Annotated in this window: 14 protein-coding genes; 9 read left to right on the plus strand and 5 right to left on the minus strand. The window is 55.9% G+C overall.

Annotated elements, in window-relative coordinates:
* The first annotated feature begins 137 nt into the window (after positions 1–137).
* Positions 138–827 carry a glutathione S-transferase N-terminal domain-containing protein gene (locus ACR0EO_RS05595; protein WP_480687813.1) on the plus strand — a complete coding sequence of 230 codons (690 nt, stop codon included), beginning with the start codon at positions 138–140 and terminating at the stop codon, positions 825–827.
* Positions 828–930: 103 nt separating this feature from the next.
* Here the strand turns inward: ACR0EO_RS05595 and gntH are convergent, their stop codons facing one another.
* Positions 931–2,277, minus strand: a complete 1,347-nt coding sequence (gene gntH / locus ACR0EO_RS05600) for a guanitoxin biosynthesis MBL fold metallo-hydrolase GntH (protein ID WP_480687815.1) — start codon at positions 2,275–2,277, stop codon at positions 931–933.
* A gap of 119 nt (positions 2,278–2,396) precedes the next feature.
* Positions 2,397–2,768, minus strand: coding sequence for an OB-fold nucleic acid binding domain-containing protein (locus ACR0EO_RS05605; protein ID WP_480688241.1), 372 nt, complete (start codon positions 2,766–2,768; stop codon positions 2,397–2,399).
* Between the two features lie 127 nt (positions 2,769–2,895).
* Between ACR0EO_RS05605 and ACR0EO_RS05610 the strand changes: the two genes are divergently transcribed.
* The gene (locus ACR0EO_RS05610) at positions 2,896–3,219 is read left to right on the plus strand and encodes a 2Fe-2S iron-sulfur cluster-binding protein (protein WP_480661255.1); all 324 of its coding nucleotides are present in this window, start codon (positions 2,896–2,898) and stop codon (positions 3,217–3,219) included.
* Positions 3,219–3,965, plus strand: coding sequence for an FG-GAP repeat domain-containing protein (locus ACR0EO_RS05615; RefSeq protein ID WP_480687817.1), 747 nt, complete (start codon positions 3,219–3,221; stop codon positions 3,963–3,965). The genes ACR0EO_RS05610 and ACR0EO_RS05615 overlap by 1 nt, the downstream gene beginning before the upstream one ends.
* A 91-nt stretch (positions 3,966–4,056) precedes the next feature.
* Here ACR0EO_RS05615 and purD read toward each other — a convergent pair whose 3' ends face one another.
* Complete coding sequence (purD, locus tag ACR0EO_RS05620) at positions 4,057–5,319, minus strand: phosphoribosylamine--glycine ligase (protein ID WP_480687819.1); 1,263 nt, start codon at positions 5,317–5,319, stop codon at positions 4,057–4,059.
* A 75-nt stretch (positions 5,320–5,394) separates the two neighbouring features.
* Here purD and xseA point away from each other — a divergent pair, with 75 nt between their 5' ends.
* On the plus strand, positions 5,395–6,888 hold the full coding sequence (gene xseA, locus ACR0EO_RS05625; protein WP_480687821.1) for an exodeoxyribonuclease VII large subunit: 1,494 nt from the start codon (positions 5,395–5,397) through the stop codon (positions 6,886–6,888).
* Positions 6,889–6,898: 10 nt separating this feature from the next.
* Here xseA and ACR0EO_RS05630 read toward each other — a convergent pair whose 3' ends face one another.
* Complete coding sequence (locus ACR0EO_RS05630; protein ID WP_480687823.1) at positions 6,899–7,294, minus strand: hypothetical protein; 396 nt, start codon at positions 7,292–7,294, stop codon at positions 6,899–6,901.
* Between the two features lie 135 nt (positions 7,295–7,429).
* On the opposite strand from ACR0EO_RS05630, the gene ACR0EO_RS05635 reads away from it, so the two are divergent.
* The 5 genes from ACR0EO_RS05635 to ACR0EO_RS05655 all read left to right on the plus strand — a co-directional run bounded on the left by ACR0EO_RS05635 (position 7,430) and on the right by ACR0EO_RS05655 (position 11,703).
* Complete coding sequence (locus ACR0EO_RS05635) at positions 7,430–8,068, plus strand: lysoplasmalogenase family protein (protein ID WP_480687825.1); 639 nt, start codon at positions 7,430–7,432, stop codon at positions 8,066–8,068.
* 58 nt (positions 8,069–8,126) lie between these two features.
* The gene (gene ftsY / locus ACR0EO_RS05640; protein WP_480687827.1) at positions 8,127–9,269 is read left to right on the plus strand and encodes a signal recognition particle-docking protein FtsY; all 1,143 of its coding nucleotides are present in this window, start codon (positions 8,127–8,129) and stop codon (positions 9,267–9,269) included.
* Positions 9,270–9,350: 81 nt separating this feature from the next.
* A complete protein-coding gene (locus ACR0EO_RS05645; RefSeq protein WP_480687829.1) occupies positions 9,351–10,253 on the plus strand; it encodes an EamA family transporter in 903 nt (300 codons plus the stop codon).
* Positions 10,254–10,269: 16 nt separating this feature from the next.
* Entirely contained in the window at positions 10,270–10,875 is a 606-nt protein-coding gene (locus ACR0EO_RS05650) for an inner membrane-spanning protein YciB (protein ID WP_480687831.1), read from the plus strand.
* A 159-nt stretch (positions 10,876–11,034) separates the two neighbouring features.
* Positions 11,035–11,703 (plus strand): Crp/Fnr family transcriptional regulator, encoded by a 669-nt coding sequence (locus ACR0EO_RS05655; protein ID WP_480687833.1) that lies wholly within the window; start codon positions 11,035–11,037, stop codon positions 11,701–11,703.
* A gap of 219 nt (positions 11,704–11,922) precedes the next feature.
* Here the strand turns inward: ACR0EO_RS05655 and ACR0EO_RS05660 are convergent, their stop codons facing one another.
* Positions 11,923–13,413, minus strand: a complete 1,491-nt coding sequence (locus tag ACR0EO_RS05660; protein ID WP_480687835.1) for a Do family serine endopeptidase — start codon at positions 13,411–13,413, stop codon at positions 11,923–11,925.
* Positions 13,414–13,453: the final 40 nt, after the last annotated feature.

Raw genomic sequence — 13,453 nt, forward strand, 5'->3', positions numbered from 1 at the left:
GCGCATAATACTACCGCCGCGCCACAGACCGGTCAGGCTGTTCGGGTCCAGTCACGGCCTTTTGCGGAACCTTAAACGCGAGACCTCTTGCCGTTTACTCAGAAAGCCTCATGATCGCATCAAACTGAGGAGACGCCATGATCGACCTGTATTTCTGGCCCACGCCGAATGGATGGAAAGCGTCCATCGCTCTGGAAGAGATGGAACTGCCCTACACCACTCATCTAATCAACATCGGCAAGGGCGATCAGTTCGATCCCGAATTCCTGAAAATTTCGCCAAACAACCGCATGCCTGCCATAGTTGACCCCGACGGCCCCGACGGTGCTCCGGTTTCGGTGTTCGAGAGCGGAGCTATCCTCATGTACCTGGCCCGCAAGACCGGGCTCTTTTATGGCAAAACCGAACGTGATCGCATCGCGGTCGAGGAATGGCTTATGTGGCAGATGGGCGGCGTTGGTCCGATGGCCGGTCAGGCACATCACTTCCTGAAATACGCCCCGCAGCTAGACCCGCCGCAGGACCTGCCCTATCCAAAGGACCGCTATCGCGCCGAGGTCGGACGTCTTTACGGCGTGCTCGACCGGAGGCTAGCCGAGAACGAATACGTCGCTGGTGACTTCTATTCTATCGCCGACATGTCCATCTGGGGATGGGCGAGCCTTTGGGAAGGCCAGCAACAAGTATTGGACGACAAACCTCATTTCACCCGCTGGCTTGAAACGGTCAGCGCCCGCCCCGGTGTTCAGGCCGGGCGCGCACTACATGCAGAATTGCGTGGGGACCATCGTGACAAGCAATCGCAGAGCAACCTTTTCAAGCGATGAAGCTGGTGCTTGAAACCCATTTCCAAACGGCGCGAGCCTACTAGTCACGAACCGGCAACGAGCAGTAGTGCCCAGTGATTTCTGTAAGGGCGACCGTCCTTGATTATTGATCGCCCGGGTACGGAAAATCACGACCAAGCATTTCGCTTGCTTGCTCGTAGATTGGACGCAGCGCATCGTCTACGTCCCATTTTCCGCCTTCGATAAAGTCTGAAAAGCCCACAGACTCGACTGGTATCCCTTGATTTTGGGCAAAAGTCTCACGGTCATTTTCACCCGGCGGGATCGGAGGCTCTGAAAGCGGCGGCGACCAGGTATGCTCTTCGGTTACTGCCATACGTACGCGGATATCGTCCTCGGTGATATTCCAGACCATGAAGTCCTCGGCCAAGCTCAGCGGTCCATCATAAGTCGTGCGAATACGTTCCTCGACGCCGCCCGCGGTGTCGAAATCGTTGAAGAAGTGATAAGCGACTGCGATCCTTGGCTTGATCTCGGACATCACTTTGCCAAATGCCTCGGGCGCGGTGTGTATCTGGGTGCCAACCTGAAGAGCGGATTCCGGAGTGAAACCGAGCTTACCAACGATATCAGGGACCGCGATAAAGCACTCGTGGATCGCGATATCAGCGTCTTTGGCGTGTTCGATAAACCATTTATTCGGGTAAGTATCTGAGCTGTAAACAAACTTTAAACCGTTCCACTCCAGTGAAAAGCTAACCGCCCCGTCGATCCCATGGATTGCTGGGAAGCTTCGAACCACAACCCCGTTTTCGTCATAGATGACTTGGTTCTCACCCTTATAGTCGAATTCAGTGACATCCATTTGATAGCCACGTGGGTCTGTGGCCCCTACCCGTGCGCTTAGGTCCCACAACAACATGTCTTTCATACTGTCGGTGGCCGCCGCCGTGCCGAGTTCCGGGACTGATCCGCTGGGCCCCCACACCCGCAAAGGTCTGTTTCTCCCCATTAAGGCGCCACCAATGAAGAGTTCGTGCAGCGCCCCAAAGTGGTCAGTGTGAAGGTGTCCGATGAAGACCTTGTCCAGATAGTTGTAGGGAATTTGCAGTGATGAAATTCGCTCGGACGAACCAGATCCGATATCGAAGAAGAACTTGTCACCGTTGCCAAGTTCTACAAGGAAACACGCAGCAGCCTGTGCAGCGCGTGTTGTTGGCATACCCGTACCGCACGCAACCACGCGCATTTCGTCTGCATTCAGGTCTTCAGTGTTTGGATAATACGCGTCTCGCGGCCGGTCTCTTACCAGAGTAGGCGATATTTCTTGTTCGGTCTCTTCTGCCAGAGCCATCCCCGGGCCCAATGCCGTAATAGTGGATTTCAGAACGGGGCCTGCCGAAATGTCTGTTCGCTCAATCCACGAACCCACCGCTATGCCAACTCCGAGTGTCGCGAATACTGCGGTGCCTATAGCCAAGTGTCTCATATCGTCATTCCCCCCTGAATTTGCTTTGCGTACTAAAGCCTGTTTCTTTTATCGCGCGTATTATTCACACATTAGCATGTTTCTTAATTTTTGACGAATTTGCGCTTGCCGCGCACCTCTTAGCCCTCTCCCCTCACCAACACATCCAACATGCATGAGATATCCTCGATCTCTTCAGCAATCACATGTGTCACCGAATGCGCTCGCTGCATTCGGCCCGTAACCTTTAGCAACCGCCCCGAGATCACTGCGCGGCGGAAACGTTCATAGATCTTGCGCCAAACCACCACGTTCACGATCCCGGTCTCATCCTCGAGCGTCAGGAAGATCACCCCTTTGGCTGTCCCTGGTCTCTGCCGCAGGATCACAAGACCGGCTACCGCCACGCGCGCGCCCTCAGACGGCTCCTCCAACCGGTCCGAGGGCAAACAGGCAGGCGGGCGCGGCCAGTCTCGGTTTGAAACTGCAGGGCGAGCAGGAACAACAAGCATGAGAACAAAAATAGAACAAACAGCAGGAAAGTCCAGACGCGGCGTGATGAGTCGCAAATGAGGCTGGAAAGACCTAAATGCCTTCACTAAGGAAGAATTCGACAATCGAAAAAGGAAGACGCACGCAATGGCAAAGATCACCTATGTCGAGCACAGCGGTACCGAGCATACAGTCGACGTCGCCAACGGGTTGACCGTGATGGAAGGTGCCCGTGACAACAACATCCCGGGCATCGAGGCCGATTGCGGCGGCGCCTGCGCCTGTTCTACCTGCCACGTCTACATCCACCCCGACTGGGTCGAAAAAGTCCCGGCCAAGGATGACATGGAAGAAGACATGCTGGACTTTGCCTACGAGCCCGACCCAGCCCGCTCGCGCCTGACCTGCCAGATCAAGGTTACGGATGAGCTGGACGGTCTTGTTGTGCAAATGCCGGAAAAACAGATCTAATGATCTCAGAAGCGCCGCGTCGGCCCAGTCGCCTTTGGCAACTGACGGCACGCGGCGCGCTGTTGGTGTCGGGTATGTGGCTAGCGGGGCAATCTCCCGCGTTTGCCGAAACGATCACAAGTGCCCGCTTCACAGAGCCCACCACCCGCTATGCTCACGGGGTCTTAGGTGACAACGTCGAATACGGCGCACTCGAAATTACGGTGCCGGGCGACACCTTGGCCATTCGGTTGCCTGCCGACAGGGTTTTTGAGGACCTGGCCCCACGGCTAGTCGACATCGACATGGATGGCACACGCGAAGTCATCGTTGTCGAGTCTCAGGACCAAACGGGCGCTCAACTTGCGGTCTATGACGGTAGCGGAGAGAAAATAGCCGCCACCCCTCACATCGGTACTCGCTTTCGCTGGCTAGCCCCAATTGGCGCAGCTGATCTTGATGGCGACGGCTATGTGGAGATCGCCTATATCGATCGGCCTCATCTGGCTAAAACTCTTCGTATCTGGCGTTTCAAGGAAGGTGAGTTGACCCAGATCACCGCCCTACCCGGCCTGACCAATCATCGTATCGGCGAAGATTTCATAACGGGCGGCATTCGAAATTGCGGCACCGGTCCCGAATTGATCGTCGTCAGTGCAGATTGGAATGACGTTATCAGTGTCAGCCATGACAAGGATTGGACGACGCGGAAGCTGTCCACCTTTACCCGGTCAGCGATGAAACAAGCCCTGAACTGTTCATTTTAAAGCACCCGCAGCCCGCTGATGCGGGCTGCGCGGCCCAAGGCCTGTGGCGTTGCATCTTTGATGCAGCGTCAGGGCGCGGGAGCCCTTGGGCTCAGAGAGCCCGCCAGCCAATATCGCGCCGAAAGAACCCGCCCGGCCAGTCGACACCATCCACCATTTCATAGGCCCGGTCCCGCGCATCCTGTAAGGTATCCCCCCGAGCAGTGACGTTCAGTACACGCCCGCCAGAAGCCAACAGCTGCCCTTCAGCGGTCTTGGTTCCGGCATGAAACACCATATTGGCGCTGTCCTCGGGCAGTCCTGCAAGGCCATTGATCACACTGCCTTTCTCATACGATCCCGGATAACCGTTCGCTGCCATTACAACGGTCAGGGCATGATCGTCTGCCCAGTTAACCTGCGCTTCACCCAACCTACCTTCGGCAGCGGCATGCATCAGGTCCATCGCCTGCGCGCCGAGACGCATCATCAGAACCTGGCATTCCGGATCGCCAAATCGCACGTTGTATTCAACCAGACGGGGCTGCCCGTCTTTGATCATCAGACCAGCATAGAGAACGCCTTGAAACGGCATCCCGCGCCGCTTCATCTCAGCCACGGTCGGCTTGATGATTTCCTCCATCGCACGCGCTTCAATTTCAGCGCTCAGAACCGGGGCTGGTGAATAAGCGCCCATACCACCAGTGTTCAGGCCAGTATCACCCTCTCCAACGCGCTTGTGGTCTTGCGCAGTGCCAACGGACAATATGTCTTCTCCGTCACACAAGACGAATAGAGAAGCTTCTTCGCCCTCCATAAACTCTTCAATGACGACCTCGGCACCAGCGCCACCAAAAGCACCGCCGAACATGTCGTCGATTGCTTCAAGTGCGGTCTGCTCGTCCATCGCCACGATCACCCCTTTGCCTGCAGCCAGACCGTCAGCTTTTACGACAATCGGTGCACCCTGCGATCGAATATAATCTTTGGCAAGTTCAGCTTCGGTGAAACGCGCATACGCCGCCGTTGGGGCACCCGATGCATCGCAAATCTCTTTCGTGAAGCTCTTCGAAGCCTCCAACTGCGCGGCTTCGGCCGACGGACCAAACACCAGCACGCCTGCTTCTCGCAAGCGATCCGCCACTCCAGCGGCCAAAGGTGCCTCGGGGCCGACTATCACGAAATCGATTGCGTTTTCCTCGGCAAAGCTAACAACCGCCCCGCCATTCTCGATATCCAATGCCGCGCAGTCGGCGATCTGAGCGATTCCAGCGTTGCCGGGCGCCACAATCAGACGGTCGCATTTGGGGTTCTGCATCACCGCCCAGGCCAGCGCGTGTTCGCGCCCACCACTGCCGAGAATGAGGATATTCATGAATGCTCTCCGATCTGCTTGGCCTTGCCTTGCGGGCGTTCTAAGCTGGGTGAGCATTTGAAACAAGGCGCTGAAATGTCCGACCTGCTTGATGACCCGATTCCGGGCCAGAATACCCCTGAATACTCTGTTTCAGACATCTCGGGCGAAGTGAAACGAACGCTCGAAGGCGCGTTCGGGCGAATCCGTGTACGCGGTGAAGTCGGGCGCGTGTTCAAGGCGCGCTCGGGACATTTGTATTACGACATCAAGGACGACCGGAATGTGCTGGCCTGCACCACCTGGAAGGGTCAGATCTCAGGCTTATCCGTTGTACCGGAAGAAGGATTGGAAGTCGTCGTTACTGGACGGCTTACGGCCTTTGGGGCGCAATCAAAGTACAACTTGAATGTCGATGAGGTCGCTGTCGCGGGGCAAGGCGCTTTGATGGCGCTGCTCGAAAAGCGCAAGAAACAGCTTGAGGCCGAAGGGCTATTCGCGCCCGAACGTAAAAAGCCACTGCCTTACCTGCCACAGATCGTCGGTGTTGTGACTTCTCCTTCAGGGGCAGTAATCCGCGACATTCTGCATCGCCTGCGGGACCGCTTTCCGCGCAAGGTGTTGGTCTGGCCTGTAGCTGTTCAAGGGGCGAACTGTGCCCCCGAGGTCGCGAACGCGATCAAAGGTTTCAATCAGCTCTCCCCTGGCGGAGCCTTGCCCCGCCCTGACCTGATCATCGTCGCCCGGGGCGGCGGATCAATCGAGGATCTGTGGGGATTCAACGAAGAGATTGTTGCACGGGCCGCTGCAGAGTCAGACATCCCTCTCATTTCAGCCGTTGGGCACGAGACGGACACAACACTCATCGACTTTGTTTCGGACCGCCGAGCCCCGACGCCAACTGCCGCTGCAGAATTGGCTGTTCCCGTTCGAATGGAGCTGTTGGCCTGGACTGGTGAACAAGGTGCACGCCTATCACGTGCGGCGACTGATGCTGTCCAAAGGCGATCACAGCGATTGCGTGACCTTTCCCGAGCCCTACCGCGACCAGACAGCCTGTTAAACAACCCGCGACAACGACTTGATTTAATTGCAGATCGCCTAACACCCGCCTTGGAGCGCGGCGTTCAAAACCGTCGTTTACAAGTCGTCGAAATGTCTGCTCATCTGCGGCCGTCGACCCTGCGCAATCTCGTGACGACAAAGCAAGAGGCCGTGCGGAATCTCTCCTCTCGCTTATCGTTGCGCCCTATCCAGCGAGAAATCGAAGTGCAGCGCCAAAATGTGAACCGATTGGCCGACCGCTTGAACACCGCGCAATCGGCACGGTTGGACCGGGTGCGACAACAGCTCGACTCGACTGATCGTTTGCGGGAAACGCTGAGCTACAAAGCCACATTGCAGCGTGGGTATGCGGTTGTTCGTGCGGATGATCAGGTGCTGACCACTAAGGAACAGGCCTCGAAACACAGCACCTTCCAGATCGAATTTGCGGATGGCAAACTGACTACCGGTCAGTCTTCAACAGCCCGTCCCAGCACCAAGAAGCCACCTCAAAAAGATGCCCCGGATCAAGGATCTCTTTTTTAACACTGGGTTTTTAGACGCCGACGTCCGGCCCATAACAGAGCATCTCTTCGCCGACATCCTCGGCTTCGTAGAGCTCTGTTTGCGCCGGGTCCCCTTCGAATTGCGCAATCAGCCCGGCACCTGATCGGGTGAAAACCCAGCATTGAGGATCAAGCCTGTCCTCATAGATAAAGCAAATCTGGTCATTCCTTTCGTACCAGACACCTTCCTTGCAATTCCCATCCAAGAAAGACCAGATGACCCGGCGATTAGGTAAATATCGCTCGACCCCATAAACCTGTCCCTGGAACCCGTAAAACAGGGTTTTTCCGCGCGTATAGTCGTCGAAATCAGCGCCGGACAAAGCCGTCTGAGACGTTGCCATCTGCGCAGGTAGTAGCAGAAGAATCGCGAGAAACCTTATCATGACCGCATTCTGTCAGATGCCGGTAAACAAGGCCAATCACCAATTTCGCCGGGTAACCTGCCTTAACGTCATCGGTTGAATTAAACAGCTAACCGGTACGATGCTGTTTTCAAAACAGAATAAAGGGATGGATATATGACTACGGCACTCTTCTGGATCGCGGCGGCTTGCGCTCTGGCCTATCTCCCCATGACGCCGCGCCCTGCAAGCACCGTTCGATCCGCCCTGAAAACCGGTTCGGTCGCCCTACTGGCAATAATCGCCTTTCAGAGTGCCGCGCCAATTTTGCTTATCCTAGCGCTTGCTCTCTGTGCTTTGGGTGACGCGCTTTTGTCACGCGAAACAGACAGTACTTTCATGGCGGGAATTGGTGCATTTGCAGCCGGTCATTTGGCTTATGTCGCACTGTTCATGTCGCACCCCAGCAGTGAAACCGCCCTGATTTTGGACAGGCCCGGTTTCTTCTGGTCGTTCATAATTCTTGGCATCATAGCCGCCACCCTGTTGGCGCCGCGAGTGGGTGAGCTCAAGGTTCCCGTTCTTGTGTACATCCCCATCATTCTGGGCATGGGCGTAACCGTGTTGTCCCTGCCCGAAGCAGGATCATTACGTTGGGCTCTGCCAGCGGCATTGGCCTTCATCGTCTCAGACCTCACGTTGGCAACCGAAAAATTCCTGCTTCCATCGGATCATCCCGCTCAAAAGTTTACGCCCTACGTGGTTTGGGTGCTCTACTGGGCTGCTCAAGCCGGTTTCCTGATCGCGTTTGTCTGACCCTTTGCAACTGCCGCAAATCCGCATTAGGTGAGGGGAACACCTGCGGAGACCAAAAATGGCGTTTTTCTCAAAGCTCAAGGACAAGTTGTTCAAATCCTCGTCGCGCCTCGATCAGGGGCTGGAAGCTATCGTCGAAGATGGTGGCGAGGAAACTACTGCGCCGGATCCGGTCATCCCCGAGCCAGAACCGCAGCCTGTACCTGTACCCGAAGTACCGCAGCCTGAACCAGTGCCTCAGCCGGTTGAGACTCCTGAACCCGCGCCAGTTGACCCCAGCCCTGCCCCGACGCCGCCCGAGGTAACGCCATCCAAAGGTGTACTTGGCCGCCTTTTCGGCCGAAGCGATACCAAAACAGCTATACGTCGCACCCTGGATGACGACATGCTGGAACAACTGGAAGAGCTGTTGATCGCCTCTGATATGGGCGTGGACACTGCACTGCGTGTCACGGCGAACATGGCCGAAGGACGGTTCGGCCGCAAATTGTCTACGCAGGAAATCAAACAACTGCTGGCGCAAGAAGTGGCCCGTGTGATGGAGCCGGTCGCCAAACCTCTGCCGATCTATCAGAAACGCCCGCAGGTTGTTCTGGTGGTCGGGGTCAACGGCTCTGGCAAAACAACGACAATCGGCAAGCTCGCAAGTCAGTTCAAAGCCGCCGGAAAAAAGGTGGTGATTGCGGCGGGTGACACGTTTCGTGCTGCCGCCGTGGAACAGCTTCAGGTTTGGGGTGACCGTGCAGGTGTACCGGTTCTGACAGCACCCGAAGGTTCGGACCCTGCCTCTCTGGCCTTTGACGCCCTGACGCGCGCGCAGCAAGATGGCGCCGACCTGCTGATGATTGATACTGCCGGGCGCCTGCAAAACCGGGCTGACTTGATGGAAGAGTTGGCCAAAATCGTCCGCGTCATTCGCAAAGTTGACGAAACCGCCCCTCACAACACTTTGCTGGTTCTGGACGCCACTACCGGACAGAACGCTCTGAGCCAGGTCGAAACGTTCCAGAAGCTGGCCGACGTATCAGGCCTGGTAATGACCAAGCTGGACGGTACCGCCAAAGGTGGCGTGCTGGTGGCGCTGGCCGACAAGTTTGGTTTGCCCATTCATGCCATCGGTGTGGGTGAACAAATCGACGATCTGGCGCCATTTGACCCCGAAGAATTTGCGGCTGCCCTGACCGGACTCGAACCAACCTAATCCAAACATTCTGACCGAGCATCCTCGGCAGGTGTGGGGGTCAGACGCCCCTGCCCGTATCACCCGCGAAAGGTATGCGTCTTGAGCGAATGGCTCATCTCACTTGAAGGCACCGAGGCAGGTCATCAACTGGCCCTAGGGCTTGCACTGATGGCAGCCTTTCTGCACGCGGTGTTCGGAGCGTTGCAAAAAGGCCGTCACGATCCCTGGATGTCGCGCGGTGCCATCGATGCCTGCTATTGCCTGATGGCGGCCCCCTTCGCGCTTTTTGTGGTGCCGTGGCCAGAGCCCTACATGTGGCCCATATTTGCCGTCGTTTGGCTGATCCACATTGTCTACAAAGTTCTGCAGGCGATGGCCTACACCAAGGGTTCTTACACGGTCGTCTATCCCGTTGTTCGAGGCACAGGCCCGCTGTTCACGGTTATTGGCGCGTATTTGCTGTTCGATGAAACCTTTACTGGTATGCAATGGTTTGGCGTCGCAGTGCTGTTGAGCGGTATATTCGGACTGGCTATCTACAACTTTCGCTTTCTTGAAACCAACCGAGAAACACTGGGTGTTGCCCTGGCGCTGGCCGTCGCGACCGGGCTGTTCGTGGCGCTCTATACTACCTATGACGCTTATGGCATCCGGGCGACCGCAGATCCGTTTACCTTTCTGGCCTGGTTCTTCATGATCGATGGCGCCACCCTGCCGATTTATGCGTTTCTACGCTGGCGAGCGATGATCAATCGTCCTGCCCTCGGGCCACTTATGCTGAGGGGCCTTGCTGGCGGTATCATCGCCCCCTTGTCGTTTGGGGCTATCATGCTCGCCACACGCTTGGACAAAGTCGGCGAAGCCGCTGTTCTGCGCGAAACGTCGACTGTGTTTGCCGCACTGATAGGTTGGCTTGTTCTTAAAGAAACTGTTGGCCCACGACGGATTGCTTTAATGGCATTGATTGCATTGGGCGCCGTAATAGTTGAAATGGGCGGGTAAGCAGCAGGAATATCCAATGTCAGGTGAAAAAAAGATCAATCCATTTCTGAAACAGGTGCTGGAGCTTGGCCCTCCGCTGGCCTTCTTCTTTATCTACCTGCGCCTTCGCGACGACAGTTTCCTGATCGGCGGCATTGAGTATTCAGGCTTTATCGTAGCAACTATCATCTTTGTGCCCCTTATGTTGGCTGCAATGGGAATTCTCTGGTTCCTAACCGGCAAGCTAAGCCGCATGCAGATTTTCACCGCTTTCATGGTGATTTTCTTCGGGGGTCTCACCGCATGGTTCAATGACGAGCGGTTCTTCAAGATGAAAACCACGCTGGTTTACGGATTTTTCTCGGTCATTCTGGGCATCGGATTGCTTCAGGGTAAATCGTATCTGGCCTATGTTCTGGACGAGATGCTGCCAATGCGGCACGAGGGTTGGATGATCCTGACACGTCGCTTGTGCGGCTGCTTTGCAGTACTGGCTGTAGCGAACGAACTGGTATGGCGCACGATGTCGACAGACCTATGGGTAAAAATTGAGACCTTTGGATTTCCAATCGCACTCATGGTCTATTTGATGGTGCAGTTCAACATGCTGCAAAGCTACATGGATGACCCTGACCGCCAATAGGCGAACGTTAAACCCACTACTCAACCCAAAGAATATCAGGGAATTGAGTTGTTTAACGGGTAAATTGGCCGAAAAACTGGACAAAAGCCTTGGCTTGGCTCTGAAGCTGTGGAAAGCTGGGACACCACTCAGCAACTGCAGCCGGAGCTCCAACCACTCATGACTGCTTTCCCAGACAGCGGCTTCTTGTCCGAAGCATCCGACCGACTGAAAGCAATGCTTTCTGCCCAGGCGTCCGAAATTCACCTGGAGCGAGGGGACGTTCTATTCGAGCAAGGCGACGAAGGTGATGCGCTCTATGCCATTTTGGAAGGCACACTTGAGGTGTCCTTTCTGGCAATGAGCGGCCGCAAACTATCATTGACGTTGATGAGGCCGGGTGAAGTCTTTGGAGAGATCGCTTTATTCGATAGCGGCCCTCGCACTGCAACAATTGCGGCGGCTGACCCGTCGCGTGTTTTGCGCGTGCGACAGGGCGATGTGATGAACCAGATCCGTAAGCACCCCGACCTGGCCGTCGATATGATCCGCTTGGCCGGCCTGCGAATGCGCTGGATGGGATCGCAACTGAACGAGCAGGTATTCTTACCAATGCCAATCCGGTTGGCGCGCAAACTGTTGCATTTATCCGAATTGCAGGACGATCCAACCATGCGGATCACCCTATCTCAAAGCGAATTGGCCGAATTCGTCGGTGCAACACGTGAGGCTGTGTCCAAAACGATTTCCACCTGGAAACGGGACAACGTCGTCGAAGCTTCACGCGGCGGTTTGATGATTCAGGACTTTGACGCCCTTAGAGAATTAGCTGACTCAGACCTGATTTGATCTCTTGTGACCTGCTTCACATACACCCTACCGCGTTAATCCTATCTTGGTAGGTGTTACCGTAGGAGGTCAGAGAATCATCCCCGATATCTGTCCACTGACCTCTCCCTGTATCAGAGCCACACACCTCCCCGGTGTGTGGCTCGTTTCTTTTCAGATAGCTGAAACGAAAAAGCCGGAGCGAATACTCCGGCTCTTCCACAATTCAGTTCTGATGGCTTATTCGCCTAGGCTTAGCGCCACAAAGCGAGGTTCTCCACCACGACGCACCAGCAGCAGCAAGGATTTGCGACCGGCCTCGCGTGCCTCATCCATACGAGCCTCCAGGTCTTCGATTGAGGTTACCTTTTGCTGGCCCGCCTCTGTAATCAAGTCCCCTGCCCGCAGTCCCTTTGAGAAGGCTTCGGACGCTTCATCGACTTCTGTAACAACCAGCCCCTCGGCATCGGCGTCCAAACCAAGATCTGCACGCATAGCATCGGTGAGCGGCGCGATCGTCAGCCCCAGAACATCTGCGTTTTCTTCCACAGGTGCTTCCGGAGTGGCCTCTTCCCCGTCGTCAGAACGTTCAGCATCTTCGCGACGACCCAGTGTCACCAGCACGGTTTGGGTTCCGCCCTCGCGGTGCACAACAACACGTACCGACTTGCCAACGGTCGTCTCACCAACCTGACGAACCAAGCCACGTGTGTCTTCGACTTCGACGCCATCAAAGCTCAGGATTACGTCCCCGGCGAGCAATCCGGCATCCTTGGCCGGACCATCTGGTACGTCGCTGATCAAAGCGCCTGTGGGTTTGTCCAAGCCCATGGCCTCGGCCATATCCTCGGTAACATCCTGGATGCGCACACCCAGCCAGCCACGGCGGGTCTCACCAAACTCGCGCAGTTGGTCCACAACCTTCACGACCACATTAGATGCCATCGAAAAACCAATCCCGATCGAACCGCCATTGGGTGAGAGGATTGCTGTGTTCACGCCGATAACCTCTCCGTTCATGTTGAACAGCGGTCCGCCAGAGTTACCCCGGTTAATCGCGGCGTCGGTCTGAATGTAGTCGTCGTAAGACCCGCTCAGAGCGCGGTTCCTAGCTGAAACAATGCCAGCCGAGACCGAGAACCCTTGCCCCAGCGGATTTCCCATCGCGATAACCCAATCGCCAACACGCGCCACGTCGCTATCACCGAACTGGACGTATTGCAGAGGCCCCGAAGCTTCGACCTTCAACAAAGCAATGTCGGTTTTCTCGTCCGTACCGATGACCTTTGCCGGCAATTCTTTCTTGGGCTGGCCATCACCTGGGAAAAACTCCACGAGGATTTCATCGGCTTCGGCGATGACGTGATTGTTCGTAACGATGTAGCCATCTTCGGAAATCACGAACCCCGATCCGAGTGCATTGCTTCGGCGCGGTCGGTTGTCGTCATCACCGTTGCGATCTTGAAACTCGCGGAAAAAGTCCTCGAACGGCGAGCCCTCGGGTACGATCCCCTGAGGACCCGTTTGGTTTTCGATCAACGTTGACGTGGTGATGTTAACAACGGCCGGGCTGATCTTTTCGGCCAAGGGCGCCAAACTTTCGCTTCGCGCCTGCGCAGCGACAGTTTGGGCCAGCACAAGTACCATCCCCGCAAAAGCCAGCCACATTAGCCGCATGAAACCAACACTGTCGTCCCGCCGGACGGTAATACTGCGTGCTTGTGCCTGCACTTGGGAACTCCTTGTCGACAATTCTTCTTTCGGCCGCCCC

The organism is Ruegeria sp. BE9 (assembly GCF_056538765.1).

Coding starts and splice junctions, on each gene's coding strand:
- ACR0EO_RS05605 (WP_480688241.1), bottom strand. CDS start 2,768: ATGCTTGTTGTTCCTGCTCGCCCTGCAGTTTCAAACCGAGACTGGCCG.
- ACR0EO_RS05650 (WP_480687831.1), top strand. CDS start 10,270: ATGTCAGGTGAAAAAAAGATCAATCCATTTCTGAAACAGGTGCTGGAG.
- purD (WP_480687819.1), bottom strand. CDS start 5,319: ATGAATATCCTCATTCTCGGCAGTGGTGGGCGCGAACACGCGCTGGCC.
- ACR0EO_RS05630 (WP_480687823.1), bottom strand. CDS start 7,294: ATGATAAGGTTTCTCGCGATTCTTCTGCTACTACCTGCGCAGATGGCA.
- ACR0EO_RS05615 (WP_480687817.1), top strand. CDS start 3,219: ATGATCTCAGAAGCGCCGCGTCGGCCCAGTCGCCTTTGGCAACTGACG.
- ACR0EO_RS05595 (WP_480687813.1), top strand. CDS start 138: ATGATCGACCTGTATTTCTGGCCCACGCCGAATGGATGGAAAGCGTCC.
- ACR0EO_RS05655 (WP_480687833.1), top strand. CDS start 11,035: ATGACTGCTTTCCCAGACAGCGGCTTCTTGTCCGAAGCATCCGACCGA.
- gntH (WP_480687815.1), bottom strand. CDS start 2,277: ATGAGACACTTGGCTATAGGCACCGCAGTATTCGCGACACTCGGAGTT.
- ACR0EO_RS05610 (WP_480661255.1), top strand. CDS start 2,896: ATGGCAAAGATCACCTATGTCGAGCACAGCGGTACCGAGCATACAGTC.
- ftsY (WP_480687827.1), top strand. CDS start 8,127: ATGGCGTTTTTCTCAAAGCTCAAGGACAAGTTGTTCAAATCCTCGTCG.
- xseA (WP_480687821.1), top strand. CDS start 5,395: ATGTCCGACCTGCTTGATGACCCGATTCCGGGCCAGAATACCCCTGAA.
- ACR0EO_RS05635 (WP_480687825.1), top strand. CDS start 7,430: ATGACTACGGCACTCTTCTGGATCGCGGCGGCTTGCGCTCTGGCCTAT.